Here is a 21177-nt window from a genome sequence, read left to right as displayed (position 1 = left end):
CGTATCATTCCTTATCTCTTTTTTTATATCATTTCAATCAAAATTTTTCATTTTCAATACTGCGCCTGTATTTGCTGATGTCACCATTTGTGCGTAACGCCCAAGCCATCCCGTTTTCACCTTTAATTCTGGTCTTTTCCACTCTGTTCGGCGTTTTTCTAACTCTTCTTCACTTACTCTCACTTCAAGTAAACGCTCATCTACATCAATACATACGATATCTCCTTGCTCAAGAAGTGCAATTTCCCCGCCGGCAGCCGCTTCTGGTGAAATATGTCCTACAGAAATACCACGTGATGCCCCTGAGAAACGTCCATCTGTTAAGAGAGCAACATCTGCCCCTAACCCCATACCAGCAATTGCTGATGTTGGAGCTAACATTTCTGGCATACCAGGACCACCTCTTGGCCCTTCATAACGAATAACAACAACATCTCCTTTTTTTACTTTTCCAAGCATAATTCCTGCAAGTGCTTCGTCCTGTGAATTAAAAATAACACACGGGCCCTCAAATCGTTTTACTTCTGTTGCACCACTTTTAATAACAGCACCATCTTTTGCAAGGTTTCCTTTTAATATACGCAGGCCACCTTCTTCACTATGAGGATTTTCAAGAGAGTGAATTACTTCTTTATCTTGAATATTTGCATGAGCGATGTTTTCTCTTAATGTCTGACCAGTAGCAGTAATACGATCGAGATGAAGTACACCCTCTTTTCTACTTAATTCTTTTAAAATAGCACTAATGCCACCCGCGCGATCAATATCTTCCATATGCCAATTTGAAGCTGGACTTACTTTGCATAGGTGAGGAACACGTCTCGAAACTGCATCAATACGGCTCATATCATAATCAAGTCTCGCTTCTTGTGCGATTGCTAGCGTATGTAATACCGTATTCGTTGATCCTCCCATCGCCATATCAAGCGCAAATGCATCATCAATCGCTTCTTCTGTCACAATATCACGTGGTTTAATATCACGTTCAATTAATACTTTTAATTTTTCAGCTGCTTGTTTAATTAATTCCTCACGCCTTGGGTCTGTCGCTAAAATACTACCATTCCCTGGAAGCGCAAGCCCCAATACTTCACATAAGCAGTTCATCGAATTTGCAGTGAACATACCTGAACAAGAACCACAAGATGGGCAGCCATGATCTTCAATATCTTTTAATTCTTCTTCTGAAATTTTCCCAGATTGATAAGCCCCTACTCCTTCAAAAACAGAGCTTAAATCGACTACATCACCTTTAGATGTTTTCCCAGCCGCCATTGGTCCACCTGAAACAAACACGGTTGGAATGTTAACACGCAATGCTGCCATCATCATACCAGGTGTAATTTTGTCACAGTTCGGAATACAAATCATCCCATCAAACCAGTGCGCATTTACTACTGTTTCAACCGAATCAGCAATAATCTCACGGCTTGGGAGTGAATAACGCATACCAATATGCCCCATTGCAATCCCATCATCTACTCCAATTGTATTGAATTCAAACGGAACCATTCCCGCCGCACGCACCGCTTCTTTTACAAGGCGGCCAAATTCATTTAAGTGTTTATGTCCTGGAATAATTTCAATAAAAGAATTACAAATTGCTACAAACGGCTTGTCAAAATCCTCATCTTTCAAACCTGTTGCTTTTAATAAACTACGATGTGGTGCTTTATCAAAGCCCTTTTTAATCATGTCACTTCTCATCTTTTCAAGTCCCTCCCTACACATTTTTCTTTACAAACTGCATGGTGTTCCTCTATTTTGCTAACCCTCTGCTCCTTAAGCTAAGCTCTCTGCTAGGCCCGGAACGCGTACTCCTCGCTCTCTAGTTAACTTTTTAAATTCTTCCGTTAACTGCTTGGTCACTTCTCCTGGCTTTCCATTTCCGATTTCTCTGGAATCAACTTTTACAACTGGAATTAATTCAGCAGCAGTTCCTGTTAAAAACACTTCGTCTGCTACATATACATCGTGACGAGTAAATGGTCTTTCTTCACATGAGATACCTAATCGTTCACACAGTTCAATCACACTATTTCGTGTGATACCTTCTAATGCTCCTAAATAGGCAGGAGGTGTTAACACTTTTCCATCTTTCACAACAAAAACGTTATCTCCTGATCCTTCACAAACATATCCTTGTTGATTTAACATAAGTGCTTCTAGTACACCAGCTTGTGCTGCTTCAATCTTTACTAATACATTGTTTAAATAGTTCATTGACTTAATGCGTGGATCAAGCGCATCCGGCATATTCCGGCGAGATGCAACAGATACAACGCTAAGGCCGTTATCATAAAATTCTTGTGGAAACAACTTTAACTGTTCTGCGATAATAATGACACTCGGCTTTTCACAACTTCTTGGATCGAGTCCTAAATTCCCTTTTCCTCTTGAAACAATTAACCTAATATATGCATCGGCATATTCATTTTTTTGTAGTGTCTGTAAAACTGCTTCTTCCATTTCTTCTACTGTCATTGGAATAGTGAGTAAAATTGATTTCGCGGATTCATATAAACGCTTTAAATGCTCTTTTAAACAAAATACATTTCCGCCGTAACTACGAATCCCCTCAAATACGCCGTCTCCATATAAAAATCCGTGATCATATACTGAAACAACCGCTTTTTCCTTCTCTACTAATTCCCCATTCATATAGATATACTGGTTTCCCATCTTACATCGCTCCTTTTTATTTATCTCTTTTTGCGCAATCCATTTCTATATCGATTGCTGAGAAGAATACATTTAGACAGAAGATTCTGTATATTAAACTTAAAAATATACTCACCTCAACAATCGATTTTCTACAAACGTGTAGCAACCTAGTGCTGAGACGAGGGAATCGTGGTACCACTCAGCTTCCTTATACTTCTCACAAAATATAAGCTCTGTAAGTCCAAATTAGACTTCTGTTCTTCTACCGGGAACAACTCCGCTACTCCCTACTTGTTACCTTTCGTGAGTAGTGCTCCGAGGTGATTTTCAATCGATATAATTGTTACTACCCTCACAGCCACGGGGCAGCTCTCTGAAACAATTTATATCGTTTACTCTCCTCTTCTTCACATTCTTCTATATCTATTTTCTAAAATAAAAACTCTCGCCTCAGCAATCAATTACTACACCATAGTAGCTTTGATTGCTGAGGCGAGAGTTTCGCGTTACCACTCAGCTTCCTTATACTTCTCACGAAATATAAGCTCTGTAGGTCCTATCAGACCCCCGTCCATTTACCGGAGACGATACCGCCGCCCTCTACTCAGTTTCCCTTTCGCAAGCGATGCTCCGAGGTGATCTTCAATGATTCGATCGTTACCGCCCTTCCAGCCACGGGGCAGCTCTCTAAAACTTTCATAATCATCTACTTTCCTCTTCTTTGCATATACAGTTTATTAAAATCAGAAAATTCTTAATTAAATTTAAGTTATTACACGTATTATAGGACCTTGTTCTTTTCATTGTCAATATATTTTTTGAAAATTCATATTTTTAATTGTAATCAAAACTTTTCAATCTATATATACATCAATTAAAAAAACGACATAACCCCCCTCTTTTTAGATAGGAGAGAGCATCTGGCTATGCATAGAAGCGGTCAGGGCCTGTTTCTGCCACATGCGAAGTGAAAACAAATAGAGAAAATAAGTAGCGGTCACTTTTTGTTCTTCATAGCAGTGACTTATATGCTGGAAAATCAAAATGGATACATATAGATGTCGAAAAGTTAAAATGGATTTATATAGATATTTTTATCAAAACAAAACGGAATAAAAAACATATATTTTCAAATCTTTTTTATTGCGTAATAAAACAATCTGTATAATACTAGATAAAACATATCTATTTAGGAGGATTATAGTAATGGCAGAAAAAACATACGAACTTGCAACTTTTGCTGGCGGCTGCTTTTGGTGCATGGTAAAACCATTTGATGAACTTCCTGGTATTCAAAAAGTGGTTTCAGGCTATGCTGGTGGTCATATCGAAAATCCAACATACGAACAAGTAAAGTCTGGAACATCTGGACACTTAGAAGTCGTTCAAATTACATTCGATCCTTCTGTTTTCCCTTATCAAAAATTATTAGATTTATATTGGCCACAAATTGATCCAACTGATGATGGCGGACAATTTTTTGACCGTGGTCCGTCCTATCGTACTGCAATTTTTTATCATAATGAAACACAAAAAGAACTAGCTGAATACTCGAAGCAAACGCTAGCAGAAAGCGGCATGTTTAAAGACCCAATTGTAACAGAAATTCGTTCAGCTGCTCCTTTTTATGAAGCGGAAGAATATCATCAACATTTCTACAAAAAAAATCCAGAGAAATATGCCAGGGAACGTAAAGAGTCTGGTCGTGAAGACTTTATCAAGGGGAATTGGCAGAAAAAATAATAAATGAACGTTTTTTAAGACCGATGAAAAGTTGTTTCATCGGTCTTTTTATATTTCAATATAATAATTATCTTCTTACTTATTCACTTCATTTTTCATCTGTAAAGCAATTAAGCTAGCAAAATCATGCACAAGTGTCGCTGCTAAAAGAGAAGTAATTTGGGTCTGGTCATATGGCGGTAATACTTCTACTAAGTCGAAACCAATATAATTAAATCCACTTAATGAACGCACCATATTTAGTGTCTCGCGACTGTTAAATCCCCCCACTTCTAACGTACCTGTACCAGGTGCACAAGATGGATCTACAAAATCAATATCAAACGTTAAGAAACATGGTGTATCGCCAATCGTTGCTCGCATTTGCTCGAGAACGCTTTCAAAACCACGATCACATAATTCAGCCGTTGTAATGACGTTATACCCTAAATCATTACTAGCTTCTATATCACCAGGATGATTTAATGTTCCCCGGATACCAATTTGGAATACTTTTTCAGGTTGTAGTAATCCTTCTTCATGTGCACGAATAAATGGGGAACCATGCCAATATTTCTCTTCATAATATGTATCCCATGTGTCTGTGTGGGAGTCGAAGTGAATCATTGCGACAGGTCCATGAACTTTCGCTGCTGCACGAAGACTTGCTAATGTAACTGAATGATCCCCTCCAAGACCTATCGAGATAATTCCTTGTTGCATTAATCCAAAAACAGTTTCTTCAATTAGATCATAGCTACGATGAATATTGTGCGGAATCACAGAAACATCACCAATATCAATTGCATTTGTATCATCAAACGGATAAACATGGTGAATCGGATGATATGGGAACAAAGTCATAGATGCTTGACGAATTGCTTGCGGAGCAAAACGCGCACCAACGCGAAAAGAAGCAGCCGTATCAAACGGCATTCCTAGAATTGCAATCTTTGCTTGCTCATTACTTGATGGTAATCTCATAAATGAACCCGTCGTACAAAACTCAGGTTTTACATCTGGCGTTAGTGGATATTTCATACGTCATTTCCCCTTTATCAGCATAATTTTCACATTCAAAAACTTTCCTAAATCTTTTTTATTAAAATGCAAAAATCATGCCATGCAAAAAATGATCCTTTCCCTACTGTTCATCTTTTTTCATCTATGCAAAATTGAATAACCCATGCCTTGCAGCATAAAGTGAAACTTTAATCAGTGGGGTCCCCCATTGATTATCAGCCCTCACCAATCGGGCTTTTACGGGCAGTTTATCTCCTACCTTACTTCTTTAGAAAAACGGAAGCGGCTTGCTCAGAATCGCAGGACGCCCGCGCCAAAGGCAGAGAGGCGCTTTTTGCCTCGTCCGAGGGGGCGAAACGACTGGAGATTCTAGCTGCTAGAGCTGGACAATGCTTTCGCCGAATTTTGAGGTGGGAGTATTACTGCCCTCAAATAGCGGGATAAAAAGGATGATAAAAGCTCACCCTTTTCTGTACCTATTTTTTACTATAAGTTATTTTCTCAATCTCTCAATAAAATCATATAACTTATCCAGTGAAGTCATATTCTGATTACACGTTACGCTATCTTGGCAAATATAGTTTCCTTTTTTAACAAAAGTACCTGGTACATCTCCTTTTATTTCAACTAGAAACATACCTACTTCTTCATGACCATGGCACAATGCACAAATACCTTTTTTGTTTATACTTTGGAATGTGCCTTGTAAACCAACAAACTTATTTTTATTCTTTGCTATAATAAACTTTCTACTTGTGCCTTTATCAATCCAGCCTAGATAAGACATCTCTTTCATATTTATTCCTTCCGTTTCAGGAAGCTTCAATTTTTTAGCTTTAGGAAATAATTTTTTTAACGTTTGCGGCGTAACTTCCTGAAACGGAATGACATATGGATTTAACTTGAATAAAAACGCTTCTCCGTCCTCTCTATTTTCAACCGTCAAAATCGTATCTATTAATTCTTTTTGTTCATCAGTAAGGTTTTCAAAAACATGTAACACTTTTTCTATCGCAAGAGACTTTAAAGCAGCAATAACGCCTCTATCATTTACTGTTGCATGTCCATTCACTAGAATATGAGCTTGTGATTTTATAAAATTATATTGATCACTTCTAATAAAAGCTTCCATTTTTATCACTCCATACCAAATTGTTGATTTCTTCTCATTGTATACAATGTACTTACTTTATAAAATACCGAAGACAATTACTAAACAAACTATACACAAAAAGCACTGATTATTTCTTATCGAATAATCAGTGCTTTTTGTTATTTTGAATATACGATTTTTTTTATCGTTTCTGTAGAAAGAAAGTATTCCTCTGCTAATTGCTGAATTGAAGTTCCATTTTTAAAAGCATGTTTAATATCTCTATTCCGCTCGTCAAGTTGCTTTCTTCCGCCAGATTGTGTACCCCATTTATAATGTGCATTTTCTTGTTTTGGAATATAGATCGTTTCCCCTTGCACATACTTTTGAATTTCTATAATTAATTTTTCCGGTAAAACAGTCGCTGCTTTTACGTATTTCATCTCTGCTCGCCCCTTATTTTTTATGGTTCATTTCAATAAGGTGCAAAGCCAAATATAAAAGAAATGATACGAGCTCATTTTGGCGATTGTATATTACTTGTCTACCTCACGCAAAGTATCGCCGTTTCCATACTTGGCTTTGCATGAGACGCTGCAGTGTCTGGCAACTGTATTGTAATTGCCATATCAACACCTCCCAATATACCGTTTGTTTCTTATTATATGACAACTTTTTCTTTCTTGCATCCTACTTTAACAAGAAACAATTCATTGATTTTGATATCATACATACAAATTGAAACTAAAGATAATATGAGGCCGCTTCATGAGATGAAAAGAATCATTACATTAAATAATCCCAATTACATTTAAAAATACAATAATAATCGCAATTGGTGCTATATAGCGAAGTAAGAATAACCATAATACAAACAATTTATATCCTTTGCTTTTACTTACTCCCAGTTCTTTCATTAATACGTCTTTCTTCATCTTCAGTGGAACGAAAATCGCAACTAGTAACACGCCAAGCGGCATAAGAACGTTACTTACTGTAAAGTCTGCTAAATCAAAAACTGTTTTCCCAAAGAGCTTCACATCGCTTAATACACCATATGATAGCGCTGATGGAATCCCAACAACAAAGATTAACAGTCCAACAAGCAATGCCATTTTTTCGCGCTTTCCTTTACCTTTTGTTGTTAAAGAAGCAACGCTAATTTCAAGCATAGAGATTGCTGATGTTACAGTCGCAAAGAAGAATAGTAATAAGAAAACAATAAAGAATAATTTTCCGAATGCCATTTTACTAAAAATAGCTGGCAATACAATAAATAGTAGTCCTGGTCCTTGAGACGGCTCTATGCCAAACGCAAATACAACCGGGAAAATTGCCAGTCCAGCAAGCAATGTAATAACAAGTGTTAAACCAACAATTGAAAATGCTGAACGTGGTAAGCTTTCTTCTTTCGGTAAGTACGAGCTGTACGTCACCATTACTGCTACACCGACAGATAACGAGAAGAACGATTGTCCCATCGCATATAAAATAATTTCAGACGTTACATGTGAGAAATCAGGTTGTAAGAAGAAGCGTACCCCTTCTCCCGCTCCATCTAATGTAAGAGCACGAACAATTAATACAAAGAATAAAACAAATAGTGCTGGCATAAAATATTTATTTACTTTTTCAACACCGTTTTGTACACCTTTACTTACAATAAAAATAGTAATAAGAATAAATAATAGCTGTGCTCCGACTGCTAAATATGGATTGGAAATGATTTCACCAAATGTTGCTTCGTACGCACCATTCCCTTCCCATAGTCTACCTGTAATGGCATTCCATAAATATAATAAAATCCACCCTCCCACAACACTGTAGAAAGAAAGTAATATGAAACATGTTACAATCCCTAACTTACCAACCCACGGCCATAATGTATTAGGAGCGATATCTCTATACGCATCAACAGCCTCTTTTTGTGTGCTTCTTCCTATCACAAATTCTGCTAACAATAAAGGTAAACCAATCAGTAAAGTAAAACCGATGAAAATAAGGAAGAACGCACCGCCTCCTCCAATACCAGCCATGTATGGAAACTTCCAAATTGCGCCAAGACCAATTGCTGAACCTGCTGCCGCTAAAACAAAGCCTAATTTCGATGTCCATTGCTGTGAATTCATTTTTCTATCTCCTCTCTTTTTCTATTTTTTCTTTTTATTACATTTCAGCCTTACTCATATTGTTCTATCCACTTCCTTTCGAAAATAAAAAATCGCCCCTACAAAAACGTAGGGACGATAAAAATATCGCGGTACCACCCTAGTTGTGAAGAATACTGAGAAGCTAACGAAATAAAAATCGTCCCTACGTAAAACGTAGGGACGACAAAATATCGCGGTACCACCCTAGTTATGAAGCTACAACGAGAATAATCCCAAAATAAAAAACGCCCCTACGTAAAAACGTAGGGACGATATATATCGCGGTACCACCCTAGTTGTGAAAAAATTCTTCACCACTTTATTTGATAACGGCATACACTACCGTCTTTCATTTCCTCACAATGTGAGATTTATGAAAGATGCTCCAGGACGAACTTCATGAATAACCTATATACTGATTCACACCAACCATCAGCTCTCTGAGATAGGGAGATTTTCACTACTTTACCCTTTCATTGCTCAAATATTATTTTTCAAATTAATTACTATCATTTTTATCACACATTAAAAATAGTGTCAACTTATTTTTTGAATTTTCATGTATTATATCTCTAGTTTTCGCCATTAAAATTCAAAATATGACTTTTCTATGAATAGTATTACATTACTTATGGTTTATACTTTATTAAATACACCGACAGGTTTATAGTAGTATAGGATGATTGTAATGCAGCACGAGTAGGAGGAAAAACGTTGTCTACTTCAAAAGTTTTAAAAGGGACTGCTTTACTAAGCGGTGCCACAATGATTTCGCGTATTTTAGGTTTTATATACTTTTTCCCTTTTCAATTATTAGTTGGGGAACAAGGGGTTGCTTTATATGCGTATGCATATTCTTGGTATGGTATTTTACTTAGCTTTTCAACGGCTGGTATTCCAATTGCCGTATCTAAATTTGTTGCGAAATATAATGCATTAGGTGACTACAGCACAAGTAAAAAACTGTATAATTCCAGTGTAAAACTAATGATGCTCATGGGGTTCGCTGGATTTTTAATTTTATTTATCGGTGCACCTTACGTATCACAATTCATTATTCGGTCGAAAACACCTGATCCACAATTTATCGCTGACGTCACACTGACAATGCGAGCATTAAGCTTCGCACTCATCATTGTACCCGCGATGAGTGTTACACGTGGATACTTCCAAGGTTTCCAACATATGAAACCAAGTGCTGTTTCTCAAGTTGTAGAACAAATTGCCCGTGTTGTTTTCATTTTAGTTGGTAGTTTTATCGTTTCAAAGTTACTAGGTGGTTCTGTAGCTTCTTCCGTTGCAGTCGCTACATTTGGCGCTGTCATTGGAGCAATTGCCAGCGTTTCGATTTTAATCATGTATTGGAAGAAGTATGATCATTTAAAACCACCTGAAGGTGAACTGAAGTCAAGGTCATCAAATATTCCTTTAAAAAATCTCTATATGGAATTACTTCGTTACGCGATTCCAATTGTATTTGTAGGGATTGCCATTCCACTGTATACATTAGTGGATCAATATACAGTTGCAGATGCACTAAGGGCAATTGGAACACCACTTGAAACTGCGAATGCGATCTTCGCTTATATAACGAACTATGCTCAAAAATTAATTATGATTCCTGCTTCACTCGCAACTGGATTTTCACTTACCATTATTCCAGCGATAACAAAATCATTTACAAGCGGGAAACTAGAAGAATTACAAGAACAAATCACAAAGATTTTCCAAGTGCTACTATTCTTTACAATACCTGCTGCATTCGGGCTTGCTAGCATCGCGTATGATGCATTCCGCATGGTATATATGAGTCCTGATACAGCTTTAGGCGGATCGCAATATTTAATTTCTTATGCGCCATCAGCAGTACTAAGTGCAATTTTCACTGTTTCAGCAGCTATCCTACAAGGTATTGATTATCAACGAAAAACAATGATCGCCTTCTCAGTTGGTATTCTCGTAAAAATCGTTGTAAATACACCACTTCTACACTTATTAGGCGGACATGGTGCAGTGCTTGGAACAATTCTTGGATATCTTGTTTCTGATATCATTATGTTATATTGCATCGTTAAATTTGCGAAATTTAAAATTGCAGAAACAGCTAAAACAGTATTTCTTATTACAATTTACTCCGCAGCAATGTCTGCTGTCGTAATAGGATTAAAAGCGATGATAGGATGGTTAATTCCTGGACAGCCTTATATCGAATCATTACTCATCGTTATCATATGCGGTGCAGTTGGAGGTTTTGTCTACCTTATTTTCGTATTAACAAGCGGACTTGCGTCACATATTATTGGTGATCGTATTAACCGTTTACCTGTACTAAAAAAGTTCGTAAATTAACATAAAAAAGGTGTAGCTTACAAATAGCTACACCTTTTTCTAGTCTAAAAAAATTATTCAAACAATCCCATACTTAAATAACGTTCTCCTGATATGCAATACATAACACTTTCTTACCAATATCTAATCGTTTGGCTATCATAGTACATCCCCTATTCTATAGTGGTTTTCGATCGCTTGGCAGTAACCATGACGTAAGTCCAATTAATGGTAAACAACTACACAATACCATAATAAATTGCAAACTATAAACATCTGCTAATTTCCCAAGAACAACAGCACCTAATGCTCCCAGACCAAATGCAAGGCCAACAATTAAACCTGATACCATTCCAACTTTTCCTGGGACAAGTTCTTGTGCATACACAACAATAACACTAAAACTACTAGAACTAATAAAACCAATACAGATAAATAACGGTACGACCCACGTAAGCGAAACATGTGGTAATAAAAGCGCAAGTGGTGCAGAACCAAGCATTGAAAATACGATAATATTTTTCTTACCAAATCGGTCTGCTAACGGTCCACCAAAGAATGTTCCAAGTACTCCAGCAATCATAAAGGCAAATACGAAGTACTGCGCATTTTTAATAGACAAACCGTAATGTTCAATTAAATAAAACTGATAAAAATTCCCGATACCAGCTCCATACCAAGAACGTACAAAGGTCAAGAACACAAGAAGGACAATTACAAATTTAATATGCGTACTAACAATCGCATTTTCAGCCTCAAGTGCAGCCCGTTTCTTTCTGCGCACAGCGCCATTGATTAATTCATTTTTGTACCAGCTTGAAACGAAAATTAACAATGCAATACCAACCGCCGCAAATCCTGTGAAACCAAGCGCTCCTATTTGACCAAGTGGAACAAAAATTAGCGCTGTAAAAATTGGCGCAAGGGAATTCCCTGTATTTCCTCCTACTTGATAAATAGACTGCGCTAAACCACGCTTTGCACCCGCTGCCATATAAGCAACACGTGCTCCCTCAGGATGAAAGACCGCTGATCCTAACCCAATAAATAAAACAGAAATAATAACAATAATAAAGTTTGGTGCAAACGCAAGTCCAATCATCCCAAGCATACTAGAAAACATACCGAGCGGTAATAAAAATGGTGATGGCTTCTTATCTGAATACATTCCAAATACCGGCTGCATAATCGATGACGTCATATTTAATGCAAACGCAATCCACCCTACCTGCATATAAGACAAATTCATCGTTTTTTCCAAAATAGGAAACAGAGCCGGTACAACAGCTTGCATGGAATCATTTAAAAAATGACCGAAACTAATCGCAAATAAAATACGATATATCGTTGGTGAGGCTACTGTATTTTCCTTTGAAACTGCCTGCATATTTCACTCTCCTCCTTCAAAACAAAGTAAATGTAGTACATTAGCATTACTTACACCTGCTAAACTAATTTCTAATTTTTTATTCTATACTGATTTTGTTACTTTTTCCAGCAACGTAACTTTGCATGATTACGCCTCCTGTTAAAACTATGTATTCAGATATATTTTGTCGGATTTTATTACAGCAATTTTCTTTATATATACATCAATTAAAAACTGACATAAAACCCCTCTTTTTAGGTGGGAGTATTACTTGCCCGTTAATGCGGGATAAATCATCTCGTTATTTGAATACAAATCGTCTATTGCCATTATCATTCTGCAATTCAAATAATGCTGGGTTGCTGACAAAGCGTCTTAGAAGCTCATAAGCTCTATGATCTGTGATTTCATTAGGAATCGAAATCCCTCTAAATGACGCAGACGAAATGATTGTATGAAAATCATATTTGAATTCGTGATCACCAACATAGGCAAGTGCCAATTTACCTTTCCATTCAATTTGATAAGCCTGTCTTTCTAATCTAGTAAACTTAATACTATGAAAGCCTGAAGCATCATGACCAAGCAAATAAACATCAAATGCAGTCATATCTAAATCCAAATCTTCCTGTTCTTCTTTGGATAAAAAATCGATTATATATTCCTTTCCATCTAGCATTTCCAAATCAAATGGTGCCTCGTCACTTCCTACGCGAAAGCCCTTATAATTCCACTCTTCTGACGACAAAGTACAACTATGATAGTTGTTCCATACAATCTTCGCCTGCCAATCGCTCTCTGCTTCATCTTCTGCGTCTTCATCCTCACCCTTATCTTCTTCATAATAGTCTGCAGTCTCTAAATGTAAATCAAAATACAAACCCGCTTTTTCTCCCAATTCTTCTCCGTATTTAAAATGTGCACCCCACTCAAAGTTAATTATTCGATGACCATTAGGCCAAGGATTGTCCACAAAATAAATTCGATCCATGATTACACACTCCCTATTTTGTTTTAAATTGTCAGTTTTATTTATCTTTTCAGTTATATTGTAATACAGAAATAAATAGTTGGTAAATAAGATTCTTATTAAGTAAATGATGCTATATGTAGTACAAAAATAAGGATAGATGAAGCAAAGTATCCCCTGCTTTCATCTATCCTCTTAAAACCTACAAAATTATATAACTTTTCTTCATTCATTAATATTTTTATTATATCTAGTGATTTTCAAACACAATCGATGCCTTTTTCACTTTAGATTACAAAACGCTTATACTTCTCAAAATCACTCGTCTTACATTCGAGTGAAATTTTCGTACCTTCATTTTCATAACTTGTAGATACAACATGTGCATGATCATTGAAATAAGAAACAACTTGCCCTTGATCATAAGGAATTAACATCTCACATTTTGTATACTCTTTGTAAATATGTGAACGAATCATTTCTACAAGTTCTTCTATCCCAACGTGTTGCTTTGCAGATAGGTACACACGATTATCCTGAACTTTCGGGATTTCAACATCCATCATATCTGATTTGTTATACGCATAAATCGTCGGGATATTTTCAACACCAATTTGTTTTAGTGTTTGATTTGTAATCTCAATCAATTGTTCATAATTTGGATTTGCATAATCCACAACATGAATGAGTAAATCTGCCTCAGCCACTTCTTCTAATGTAGAACGGAATGCTTTCACAAGATGGTGCGGTAATTTACTTACAAAACCAACTGTATCTGTTAATAAGAATGATTTATTATCAGGAAGCTGAATATTTCGCACCGATGTTTCTAGTGTCGCAAATAACATATCTTTTTCAAATACTTGTTTCTCTACGGATCCGTTAAAGATCTCGAGCATCGTATTCATCATCGTTGACTTACCCGCATTTGTATACCCTACTAATGAAACAACCGGAATTTCATTTTTCTTACGCTGTTTACGCTGCGTTTGGCGCTGCGCAACAAGAGCTTCTAATTCTTTATTTAACACTGCAATTTGCTCTTCAATCTTACGACGATCTAGCTCTAATTTCTTCTCGCCGACACCTTTGTTTTTCGTACCAACACCGCCGCTCTGTCTTCCTAACGATTCACGAAGACCGATTAAGCGTGGCATCATGTATTGTAAATGTGCTACTTCAACTTGCAACTGTGCTTCTTTCGTCTTAGCACGCTGCGCAAAAATATCTAGAATTAAAATGGTACGATCAATGACTTTACAATCTAAGTCGGCTTCCAAATTTCGAATTTGCGAAGGTGATAACTCATCATTAAAAATAACCATATTCGCATCTGCTTCCTTCACAAAAGCGGAAACTTCTTCAATTTTCCCTGTTCCAATATAATGTGATGGATTTACGCGATGTAAATTTTGCGTAACTTGCCCTAGAACTTCCACATCACATGCTTCCGCAAGATTTGCTAACTCCTCCATCGAATATTCAAAATCACTTTCATTATTTAAATTAACACCAACTAATATCGCTTTTTGTACTAGTTCTTCCATATATTTATTCCTCCATTTCGATTACGTAAAATAAAAAACACAGGTCACTGCCTGTGTTTTTCGTAAACGGATGAGAGTACACCAAAGAAATAGGAGAAAGCGACGCCTCCGTCCTATTACAAGGTCAATAAGTCCCCAATGGTATACGTATCAAAAACAAGTATACACCTATACCATCTCATTCTATTTATAAAGGCAAAACAAAAAGAGGGCGTATTCGTCCCTCCCTCTTTTCACATATAAGTTCAATAAAGGGTTCCTTTAAAATAGGCAGACCAATCCCGTTTACTCTGTACACAGACAGAGCCTTTGAGCGCTATTCAATTATCGGCACAAAGTATTGAGACGTAATCTGATTAAGATCAAAGGAGACCCCTCCGTTCATTAAAAGTTACATAAATTTTAGCATAATTATGTAGTTTTCACAACAATAACCTTCACTTTTGGGCATAAAGAAAATCATTATTTTTCTAGCGTATTCTTCATTTTTTGCACATACATCTTATTATAAATTTAACGCCCCACATCGTGCACGTGTTCGATCTCTTCTTGCTTTTCTTCTTTCATTTCATGATAGTATGCTGGCAGTTCTATTTCATGTTCTAAGAAATAGTCCTCAATTAATGAAATGATCACTTTCAATGTTTTCACACGCGCATATAATTTATCGTTACTAGCAATAATATTCCATCTTGCATTTGGTTTATCTGTTTTTTCAAACATCTCTTCCATTGCCTCGACATATTCATCCCACTTTTCACGATTGCGCCAATCTTCATCTGTAATTTTCCATCTCTTAAGAGGATTTTTCTCTCGATCTTTAAATCGTACTAACTGTTCATCTTTACTAATATGATAGAAGAACTTTGATACTATGTAACGATCATCTGTTAATAGTTTTTCGAAATCATTGATTTCATCGTATGCTCTAGTCCACTCTTCTTTTGTAGCAAAGCCTTCTACGCGTTCAACCAATACACGACCGTACCAAGAGCGATCGAAAATAGTGATTTGACCATATTGCGGAATTTTCCGCCAAAACCTTTGCATATAATGATAACGTTTTTCATGGGGAGCAGGTGCACCAATTGGATTTACTTGAAATCCACGCGGATCAAGATGCTCAGTAATTCGTTTAATTGCTCCTCCCTTCCCTGCTGCATCCCAACCTTCCATAGCCATAATAACGGCTATTTTTTCTTTTTTTAAAATCTGCTGTAGTGCCAATAAGCGCCTTTGATATCTTTCCAGCTTCTTATTGTACTTAGATTTTGATTCAATTCTTTTCGTTAAATCTATTTGAGCAAGACGGTCTTTTTTCATGTAAATAATCCCCCTTTTTACTTAATTAACACTATTTTAACATAATTTTCAGTATTTTGCGTGTATATCTTTCTTTAAAAAATACCAATATGTATATTACAACAAAGAAAATCTGTATTTTCTCTATTCATCATTTTTTGCGCATACGTCTTATTAGAAACATACTCAAAACAATTATAAGTAAAAATGCCCCTATACTAGAAAACATAACCACGCTATTTATGTTTGAACAATTCTGCCTATTAACTTTAAGATCCACTTGTTTCGTTGGAGTAATCCCTTTAGCAAATTGATTCAAAATAGATATATCTCCTTCTGCTTGAGCCACTTGTTTCGTTCTACTACAACTAGAAGTATATAGCTGCTTTTCTTCCCCACGCTGAGAAGAAAACACAAGATAATTCTCCCCTTTCGAAAAAAGAAATGCACAAGTACCGCCACTTGTATAAACAATTACTTGAGAAGAATCTGCACCTTTCCAGTTTTTCTTCACTTCAAATAATATTGCTTGACCTACCTCATTCTTTTCTTTCCATTCTCGAATTTCGAGTACTTCCCCTTCAAATACCGCATCACCTTTCTTAAATGACTCCTCTGCTGTTGTCTTCACGCAGTCACAGGCATAAGCGCGCTCTGTTGAAATTATAAAAATACTACTAAAAAATATCGCAAACCATATCACATAGACAATCCTATTCAACTACATCATACCCCTTCTAGATTTCCTTATATCATAAAGTTTATTTATAGTATTTTATAAAACACGTCAAATTCCTCTATTCAAAAATAAAGAGTTTCTTTTACCACGTCATACTCAACAGCCCATCTATATGTCCAACTTGAGCCTTATATCCGTCTTTAAAATATAACAACTATAAAATTACAGACTATTGACATTTTTATAACCTAGTACTAATATCAAGTTATAAATCCAAAGGACAGGGGATGTTGGAATGAACTCCACAGCTCGTATTACAGCAATTGGGACTTATGTTCCAGAACAAAAGTTGTCAAATGATGATTTAGAAAAACTGGTTGATACTAGCGATGAATGGATTGTACAAAGAACGGGAATGAAGGAAAGAAGAATTGCCGGTGAACAAGAATTCGCATCAAATTTAGCTTTCAAAGCTATTAAAAATTTAACTGAAACATATAAAAAAACTTTAGAAGACGTTGATTGTATCATCGTAGCCACAACTACTCCTGACTATGTGTTTCCAAGTGTAGCATGTCAAATCCAAAATCATTTTCACATTCCTCATACACTTGCTTTTGATTTAAACGCTACCTGCGCTGGCTTTACTTATGGATTACATGTGGCTAATAATTTAATTACTGCTGGATCCCATCGTAAAGTTTTAGTCGTAGCTACAGAAACATTATCAAAAGTAACGGATTATACAGACCGCACCACCTGTATTTTATTTGGTGACGGATCCGGAGCTTTTTTATTGGAAAGAGATGAGGAAAAACCAAGTTTTATCGCTTCTCACATGGGAACAAACGGGGAAGGCGGTATCCATCTATATAGAACAAATCTTTCTACTATCATGGATGAAAAACCTCTACAAACAAATGGAAAAATGGTACAAAACGGAAGAGAAGTTTATAAATGGGCTGTGCGTACTGTACCACTGGGTATGAAAACCTTATTACATGCAGCAGGCCTACAAATGGATGATATAAATTGGTTTGTACCACACAGTGCTAATTTGCGAATGATTGAATCTATATGTGATAAATCCGGATTTTCATTAGATAAAACTTTAACTAGTGTGAAATTCATGGGAAATACCTCATCTGTTTCTATTCCATTAGCCTTAGACTTAGCTAGAAAAGAAGGAACATTAAACAATGGTGATACGATTTTACTATATGGATTTGGCGGAGGACTTACACATTTGGGACTAATTATAAAGTGGGATTTACATTAGGAACTTTAAAATATACAGCTAAAAAATACAGGAGGTTATCCCAAAAGTAGCTGAATAGCTACTTTTGGGCAACCTCTTTCAATACATCATTTTTTGGCTCTTCTATTTGGCGTTATCGGTCATGAGGGGAGTACAAGTCTCGTTATTTCAAATGGTCTGCGACTATTAAAAGGAGATAATTAGATGGGTTCCTATTTGGAACCCATTTTTTTGTACTTGTGGGTACCACCATGTCGTCATCAAATTAAGGTGAATTTGTTTTCCACCATGATGTTGTATAAGAATTTAACATCGTTTTTTCTTTTGTTGTCTCATACCGTTCATAGGAAACTTACCCTACGTGTTTCGGCTGTTGAATCATACGAGATACAACTGAAAATAGCACCAAAGGCATTACCAATTGAATCCCTCTCAAGCTTCCTATGTTGTCTGTTAACAAGTACATATGTTTCATGACAAAGGTAATCTTATTTATACTCACCTATCTTCTTCCTTTTGCATAAAATTTAATCACACATCATATTTTTACATTAGACTAAAAAAGTTGGTTTAGGTAAAATTTCGAAGTGTCACGCCATATTTTTTCCATAAAGAAAAAATAAAACCATATTTTAGGTTTTTAAAAATAAAAATACTACACTATCTGTCATTTCGCCTTCAGTGAACAAAATGAAAATAAGTTAAAAGGAGAGGATACGTTATGGATGAATTAGAAACAGTCAAAAAGAAAGAGGCGGTTGCTGTATCACATCGAGAAGGTTGGCGGCAACACAACAGCAATCCTAGCTTACGAGAAGTGTATAAAAGTATGAAGGTACCGAAGAAGGGAAATTCCCTTCGAAAGCTCCTTGCATTTATGGGACCAGGTTATCTTGTTGCAGTAGGATACATGGATCCCGGGAACTGGGCTACATCGTTAGCTGGAGGATCTGCTTATAACTATACATTACTATCTGTCATTTTGATTTCTAACTTTATGGCTATTATTTTGCAAGCACTATCTGCAAAGTTAGGGATTGTAACAGGAAGAGACTTAGCACAAGCATGTCGGGATCATTACAGTAAGCCTGTGTCATTTGTTTTATGGATACTATGTGAATTAGCTATTGCAGCTTGTGATTTAGCGGAAGTGATAGGTTCCGCTATCGCATTAAACCTTTTATTTCATATTCCTCTTGTATGGGGCGTATGCATTACTTCATTTGATATCTTATTAGTACTTTTATTACAAAATAAAGGATTTCGTTATATTGAAGTTATTGTCATTAGTTTAATTGCAACAATTTCCGTTTGTTTTGGTGTGGAACTCTTTATGTCGCAGCCACAACTGAATGAGATTGCAAAAGGATTTGTTCCAAGTAAAGAGATTATTCAAAATCCTGAAATGCTATTTATTGCACTTGGAATTTTAGGAGCTACGGTTATGCCACATAATTTGTATTTACATTCTTCTATCGTACAAACGAGAAATTATGAAGAAACGCCCAAAGGAAAACGAGAAGCGATTAAGTTTTCAGTGATTGACTCCACGATCGCATTAATGTTAGCTTTATTTATTAATGCATCAATTTTAATATTAGCAGCGTCTGCCTTTCATACAACAGGGCATACCGAAGTAGCAGAAATTCAGGATGCCTATCAATTGTTAAATCCGATTCTTGGAAGTGGGGTTGCGAGCGTATTATTTGCCGTTGCTTTATTAGCCTCAGGACAAAATTCTACATTAACAGGAACGTTAGCTGGGCAAATTGTAATGGAAGGTTTTTTAAAAATTCGTTTACGCCCATGGATTCGCCGCTTAATTACGCGTTTAATCGCTATTATACCTGCGGTCATTGTAACACTAATATATGGAGAAAAAGGAACCACGGATCTTTTAGTATTAAGTCAAGTTATCCTATCTCTTCAACTTTCATTTGCAGTTATTCCACTTATTATGTTTACTAGTGACAAAAAGAAAATGGGTGAATTTACAAACTCACTTTGGACCAAATTGATCGCCTGGTTCATTGCTATTATTATCGCTATTTTAAATGCATATCTACTCTTTACTACATTTTCAGGATGAAAACATTCTAAATATAAAGATATTACTCCCATTAAAATAGAAAAATCCCCTTCAACCTTTATGTTTAAAGGGAGTTCTTCTATTCTCACTCTTCTTTATTAGAATGAAACAAAAAACTAATCAACATAATAGAAAACCTCCTGTTTCACCAGAAGGTTTTCTATCTTTCTTTTTTTTTAAAAGTTCTATGATATATCCATTTTAATTTTCCAGCATATAAGTCGCGGCTATGAAGAACAAAAAGTGACCTGCACTCGTTTTCTCTCTTTGGTTTCACTTGGCATGGGGCAAGAAAAGGGTCTAACCGCTTCTATGCATGGCCGGATTCTCTCTTCCACCTAAAAAGAAAGGCTTTATGCAATTTTTCAATTTGTACTTATATATATCAACCTTTTACATAAATCCCGTTATCGGGAATTTTCTTAAAAGCAATATATTTATTTTTCCTTTAATTGTTTCAATAAGTCTTTAATTTCCGTTAATTCACTCTCTATATGGTGCAGCCGACTTTGCATGTCATCAATTTCTTGCTCTGCTTTATAATTAATCGCAAAGTCAATAACAGATTCATGTTTATCACGCGCAGCTTGACGGTTTTGACTCATCATAATAACAGGAGCTTGAAATGCTGCTATAAAAGATAAGCATAAGTTCAGTAAAATGAATGGTGGAGCATCAAAGTGTGTTCCTTTTGTGATAGACAGGCTATTCCACATAATCCAGAAACCAAGAAAACATGCAAACCAGGTGATGAATCGCCAGCTACCTCCAAACTGTGCAATTTTATCAGCTAGTCGGTCTGCCCACTTTGTTCGTTGTGTATATGCACTATCAAGTTGGCGAAGGATTTCTGACTCGTAACGATCTACAAGTCGGTCAATACGTGATAAGCTTTCTTGGTTTAAATCAATATCAAAACCTTGAATTTTCGTAGCTTCTTTTTTTTGTCCTTTAATTTGATTCCAGATTTTTTGTACCATTGT

At 36.2% G+C, this 21177-nt stretch carries 17 protein-coding genes, 1 pseudogene and 3 other annotated features; of the genes and pseudogenes, 5 read left to right on the top strand and 13 right to left on the bottom strand.

Annotated features, from left to right (window positions below):
• Positions 1-33: 33 nt before the first annotated feature.
• Both ilvD and ilvE read right to left on the bottom strand, forming a co-directional pair.
• The gene (gene ilvD, locus ACIQ7L_RS21095; protein ID WP_400571360.1) at positions 34-1707 is read right to left on the bottom strand and encodes a dihydroxy-acid dehydratase; all 1674 of its coding nucleotides are present in this window, start codon (positions 1705-1707) and stop codon (positions 34-36) included.
• Between the two features lie 75 nt (positions 1708-1782).
• A complete protein-coding gene (ilvE, locus tag ACIQ7L_RS21090; protein WP_400571358.1) occupies positions 1783-2682 on the bottom strand; it encodes a branched-chain-amino-acid transaminase in 900 nt (299 codons plus the stop codon).
• Between the two features lie 153 nt (positions 2683-2835).
• Positions 2836-3081, bottom strand: a binding site (T-box leader).
• Between the two features lie 68 nt (positions 3082-3149).
• Positions 3150-3395 (bottom strand) — a binding site (T-box leader).
• Positions 3396-3870: 475 nt separating this feature from the next.
• Between ilvE and msrA the strand changes: the two genes are divergently transcribed.
• On the top strand, positions 3871-4407 hold the full coding sequence (gene msrA, locus ACIQ7L_RS21085; RefSeq protein ID WP_400571356.1) for a peptide-methionine (S)-S-oxide reductase MsrA: 537 nt from the start codon (positions 3871-3873) through the stop codon (positions 4405-4407).
• Positions 4408-4482: 75 nt separating this feature from the next.
• Here msrA and speB read toward each other — a convergent pair whose 3' ends face one another.
• From speB to ACIQ7L_RS21065, 4 genes are all read right to left on the bottom strand, one after another.
• Positions 4483-5427 (bottom strand): agmatinase, encoded by a 945-nt coding sequence (gene speB / locus ACIQ7L_RS21080; RefSeq protein WP_400571354.1) that lies wholly within the window; start codon positions 5425-5427, stop codon positions 4483-4485.
• 475 nt (positions 5428-5902) lie between these two features.
• Positions 5903-6541, bottom strand: a complete 639-nt coding sequence (locus tag ACIQ7L_RS21075; protein ID WP_400571352.1) for a FusB/FusC family EF-G-binding protein — start codon at positions 6539-6541, stop codon at positions 5903-5905.
• Positions 6542-6681: 140 nt separating this feature from the next.
• Positions 6682-6945 carry a CD3324 family protein gene (locus tag ACIQ7L_RS21070; protein ID WP_400571350.1) on the bottom strand — a complete coding sequence of 88 codons (264 nt, stop codon included), beginning with the start codon at positions 6943-6945 and terminating at the stop codon, positions 6682-6684.
• Between the two features lie 348 nt (positions 6946-7293).
• Positions 7294-8631 carry a sodium-dependent transporter gene (locus ACIQ7L_RS21065; protein ID WP_400571349.1) on the bottom strand — a complete coding sequence of 446 codons (1338 nt, stop codon included), beginning with the start codon at positions 8629-8631 and terminating at the stop codon, positions 7294-7296.
• A gap of 283 nt (positions 8632-8914) precedes the next feature.
• Positions 8915-9138 (bottom strand) — a binding site (T-box leader).
• 228 nt (positions 9139-9366) lie between these two features.
• On the opposite strand from ACIQ7L_RS21065, the gene ACIQ7L_RS21060 reads away from it, so the two are divergent.
• Positions 9367-11001: a putative polysaccharide biosynthesis protein gene (locus ACIQ7L_RS21060; protein WP_400571348.1), complete on the top strand. Its 1635-nt coding sequence runs from the start codon at positions 9367-9369 to the stop codon at positions 10999-11001.
• A gap of 157 nt (positions 11002-11158) precedes the next feature.
• Here the strand turns inward: ACIQ7L_RS21060 and ACIQ7L_RS21055 are convergent, their stop codons facing one another.
• From ACIQ7L_RS21055 to ACIQ7L_RS21035, 5 genes are all read right to left on the bottom strand, one after another.
• The gene (locus ACIQ7L_RS21055) at positions 11159-12367 is read right to left on the bottom strand and encodes an MFS transporter (protein ID WP_097896365.1); all 1209 of its coding nucleotides are present in this window, start codon (positions 12365-12367) and stop codon (positions 11159-11161) included.
• A gap of 283 nt (positions 12368-12650) precedes the next feature.
• Positions 12651-13340 (bottom strand): hypothetical protein, encoded by a 690-nt coding sequence (locus tag ACIQ7L_RS21050; RefSeq protein WP_400571347.1) that lies wholly within the window; start codon positions 13338-13340, stop codon positions 12651-12653.
• A gap of 266 nt (positions 13341-13606) precedes the next feature.
• Positions 13607-14866: a GTPase HflX gene (hflX, locus tag ACIQ7L_RS21045; RefSeq protein ID WP_400571346.1), complete on the bottom strand. Its 1260-nt coding sequence runs from the start codon at positions 14864-14866 to the stop codon at positions 13607-13609.
• A gap of 513 nt (positions 14867-15379) precedes the next feature.
• On the bottom strand, positions 15380-16189 hold the full coding sequence (locus ACIQ7L_RS21040) for a polyphosphate kinase 2 family protein (protein ID WP_400571345.1): 810 nt from the start codon (positions 16187-16189) through the stop codon (positions 15380-15382).
• A gap of 130 nt (positions 16190-16319) precedes the next feature.
• Positions 16320-16889, bottom strand: a complete 570-nt coding sequence (locus ACIQ7L_RS21035) for a cobalamin biosynthesis protein CbiN (protein WP_400571344.1) — start codon at positions 16887-16889, stop codon at positions 16320-16322.
• Between the two features lie 253 nt (positions 16890-17142).
• Between ACIQ7L_RS21035 and ACIQ7L_RS21030 the strand changes: the two genes are divergently transcribed.
• Together ACIQ7L_RS21030 and ACIQ7L_RS21025 are read left to right on the top strand one after the other, a co-directional pair.
• Positions 17143-18126: a ketoacyl-ACP synthase III gene (locus tag ACIQ7L_RS21030; protein WP_400571343.1), complete on the top strand. Its 984-nt coding sequence runs from the start codon at positions 17143-17145 to the stop codon at positions 18124-18126.
• Between the two features lie 93 nt (positions 18127-18219).
• Positions 18220-18309, top strand: a pseudogene (locus ACIQ7L_RS21025) (hypothetical protein); the annotation flags it as partial.
• A gap of 148 nt (positions 18310-18457) precedes the next feature.
• On the opposite strand, the gene ACIQ7L_RS21020 reads toward ACIQ7L_RS21025, so the two are convergent.
• Positions 18458-18607: a hypothetical protein gene (locus ACIQ7L_RS21020; RefSeq protein ID WP_400571342.1), complete on the bottom strand. Its 150-nt coding sequence runs from the start codon at positions 18605-18607 to the stop codon at positions 18458-18460.
• A gap of 219 nt (positions 18608-18826) precedes the next feature.
• Between ACIQ7L_RS21020 and ACIQ7L_RS21015 the strand changes: the two genes are divergently transcribed.
• Entirely contained in the window at positions 18827-20194 is a 1368-nt protein-coding gene (locus ACIQ7L_RS21015; RefSeq protein WP_400571341.1) for an Nramp family divalent metal transporter, read from the top strand.
• Positions 20195-20631: 437 nt separating this feature from the next.
• Here ACIQ7L_RS21015 and ACIQ7L_RS21010 read toward each other — a convergent pair whose 3' ends face one another.
• Positions 20632-21174 carry a DUF1003 domain-containing protein gene (locus ACIQ7L_RS21010; RefSeq protein WP_400571340.1) on the bottom strand — a complete coding sequence of 181 codons (543 nt, stop codon included), beginning with the start codon at positions 21172-21174 and terminating at the stop codon, positions 20632-20634.
• Positions 21175-21177: the final 3 nt, after the last annotated feature.

It is taken from the genome of Bacillus sp. NPDC094106 (genome assembly GCF_044764345.1).
In the GTDB taxonomy this organism is placed as follows: domain Bacteria; phylum Bacillota; class Bacilli; order Bacillales; family Bacillaceae_G; genus Bacillus_A.
Note: the sequence above shows the minus strand (reverse complement) of the source record. Positions and strands in the feature narration are given on the sequence as shown.

Bases quoted from the DNA above. Each gene is read 5' to 3' on its own strand.
- ilvD (WP_400571360.1), bottom strand. From the start codon at position 1,707: ATGAGAAGTGACATGATTAAAAAGGGCTTTGATAAAGCACCACATCGT.
- ilvE (WP_400571358.1), bottom strand. From the start codon at position 2,682: ATGGGAAACCAGTATATCTATATGAATGGGGAATTAGTAGAGAAGGAA.
- msrA (WP_400571356.1), top strand. From the start codon at position 3,871: ATGGCAGAAAAAACATACGAACTTGCAACTTTTGCTGGCGGCTGCTTT.
- speB (WP_400571354.1), bottom strand. From the start codon at position 5,427: ATGAAATATCCACTAACGCCAGATGTAAAACCTGAGTTTTGTACGACG.
- ACIQ7L_RS21075 (WP_400571352.1), bottom strand. From the start codon at position 6,541: ATGGAAGCTTTTATTAGAAGTGATCAATATAATTTTATAAAATCACAA.
- ACIQ7L_RS21070 (WP_400571350.1), bottom strand. From the start codon at position 6,945: ATGAAATACGTAAAAGCAGCGACTGTTTTACCGGAAAAATTAATTATA.
- ACIQ7L_RS21065 (WP_400571349.1), bottom strand. From the start codon at position 8,631: ATGAATTCACAGCAATGGACATCGAAATTAGGCTTTGTTTTAGCGGCA.
- ACIQ7L_RS21055 (WP_097896365.1), bottom strand. From the start codon at position 12,367: ATGCAGGCAGTTTCAAAGGAAAATACAGTAGCCTCACCAACGATATAT.
- ACIQ7L_RS21050 (WP_400571347.1), bottom strand. From the start codon at position 13,340: ATGGATCGAATTTATTTTGTGGACAATCCTTGGCCTAATGGTCATCGA.
- hflX (WP_400571346.1), bottom strand. From the start codon at position 14,866: ATGGAAGAACTAGTACAAAAAGCGATATTAGTTGGTGTTAATTTAAAT.
- ACIQ7L_RS21040 (WP_400571345.1), bottom strand. From the start codon at position 16,189: ATGAAAAAAGACCGTCTTGCTCAAATAGATTTAACGAAAAGAATTGAA.
- ACIQ7L_RS21030 (WP_400571343.1), top strand. From the start codon at position 17,143: ATGAACTCCACAGCTCGTATTACAGCAATTGGGACTTATGTTCCAGAA.
- ACIQ7L_RS21015 (WP_400571341.1), top strand. From the start codon at position 18,827: ATGGATGAATTAGAAACAGTCAAAAAGAAAGAGGCGGTTGCTGTATCA.
- ACIQ7L_RS21010 (WP_400571340.1), bottom strand. From the start codon at position 21,174: ATGGTACAAAAAATCTGGAATCAAATTAAAGGACAAAAAAAAGAAGCT.